Raw genomic sequence first — 1,423 nt, forward strand, 5'->3', positions numbered from 1 at the left:
TCCAGGTCGGTCACCGGCTCCGCTGCCTGGTCTGTCATCGGGTCCACACTCCTTGATCGGAGTTACACCGATGTTCTCACAGTCCCCGACCCGGGCGTTGGGGAAGCCCGGGTGCTGCAGTTCGTCCGCTCGCCGAGGAGCGAGCACGGAGCCGGCTGACACGGCCGGTAGCCGCCCGACCCATCCCGACGCCCGTGTACTGGCCGGGCAGACCCGTTCAACGCCAGGCCCGCGGCAGGTGTTGTAGGCTCCTGGCCATGTCGTCTCCCGACGTGGAACGCCGTTTGCGCCAGCAAGGCGCCGACGTCGACGCCCTGTACGAGATCTCCTCGCGGATCGAAGGCAAGGTCGACGCCCTGGACAGCCGGGTCAGCAGCCTCGGCGACCGGGTCAGCAGCCTGGACGCGAAGCTCGAGCAGCTCGCGGAGAGTACGAGCGTTCAGTTCGAGGCGCAGAGCGCGCGATTCGACACCTTGGAGCAGCGCACCAGTGCTCGGTTCGACGCGCTGGAACGGTCGAACGAGCAGACCCAGACGCTACTCACCCAGATCCTGGAACGGCTCAACCGAGCCTGATCTGCCCCGCCCTCCCGGGTTGCCGCGGGATCGGGAGAGCAGCTTCGAGGCACAGATCGTGAAGAAACGGCAACGCCGCCTCACGGATGTGGACGAGATCGTGCTGTCTCTGTACGCGAAAGGCATGACGACCGGGGAGATCTCAGCACATTGGGACTGTTCCAAGGTCGGTGTTTTCGGCCCGACACGCCGGGCCGAGGTGCGGCGGGATGGGCACCGTGAGTGATGACATCGGACCTTGTGAGTCCACGCAGGAGTGAGTCCAAGCCGGCGCGGGAGCTGTCGCCGGAGCAGGCCGCCGCGGCGGCGATGGTGGCCGAGGCCAAGGCGCGAGGGCTGGCGTTGACCGGCCCGGACGGCCTGCTGAAGCTGTTCACCAAGAATGTGCTGGAGACCGCGCTCAACGAGGAGATGACCGAGCATCTCGGGCACGCCAAGAATCAGGCGGACCCGGAGCGGCACGCCACGAACGTGCGGAACGGGACGCGGTCGAAGACGGTGATCTCGGATGCCGCTGGTGAAGTCGAGATCGACGTGCCTCGAGATCGGGAGAGCACCTTCGAGCCACAGATCGCGAGAAAGCGGCAACGACGACTCACGAATATGGATGAGATCGTGCTGTCGCTGTATGCGAAAGGAATGACCACCGGAGAGATCTCCGCGCATTTCGCCGACATCTACGGGGCGTCGGTGTCGAAGGAGACGGTTTCACGGATCACCGACAAGGTCGTCGCCGAGATGAACGACTGAGCCGGCCGCCCGCTCGATGCGGGGCGGATTCCATCGGTCGTTGCGAATCTCCAGGATGGGAGATTCGAATGCCTCGGTTTGCCCCGAACAAGATGCCG

General features: G+C 65.3%; 1 protein-coding gene and 2 pseudogenes. All 3 read left to right on the top strand.

All coding sequences use genetic code 11. The features are described 5' to 3' along the window. Nucleotides 1–257: 257 nt before the first annotated feature. Nucleotides 258–575, top strand: a complete 318-nt coding sequence (locus FVA95_RS28720; protein WP_149666895.1) for a hypothetical protein — start codon at nucleotides 258–260, stop codon at nucleotides 573–575. A gap of 19 nt (nucleotides 576–594) precedes the next feature. Next, nucleotides 595–726, top strand: a pseudogene (locus FVA95_RS28725) (transposase); the annotation flags it as partial. 74 nt (nucleotides 727–800) lie between these two features. Further along, nucleotides 801–1,423, top strand: a pseudogene (locus tag FVA95_RS28730) (transposase); the annotation flags it as partial.

The sequence above is a fragment of the Pseudonocardia sp. EV170527-09 genome, from assembly GCF_008369905.1.
Taxonomy (GTDB): domain Bacteria; phylum Actinomycetota; class Actinomycetes; order Mycobacteriales; family Pseudonocardiaceae; genus Pseudonocardia.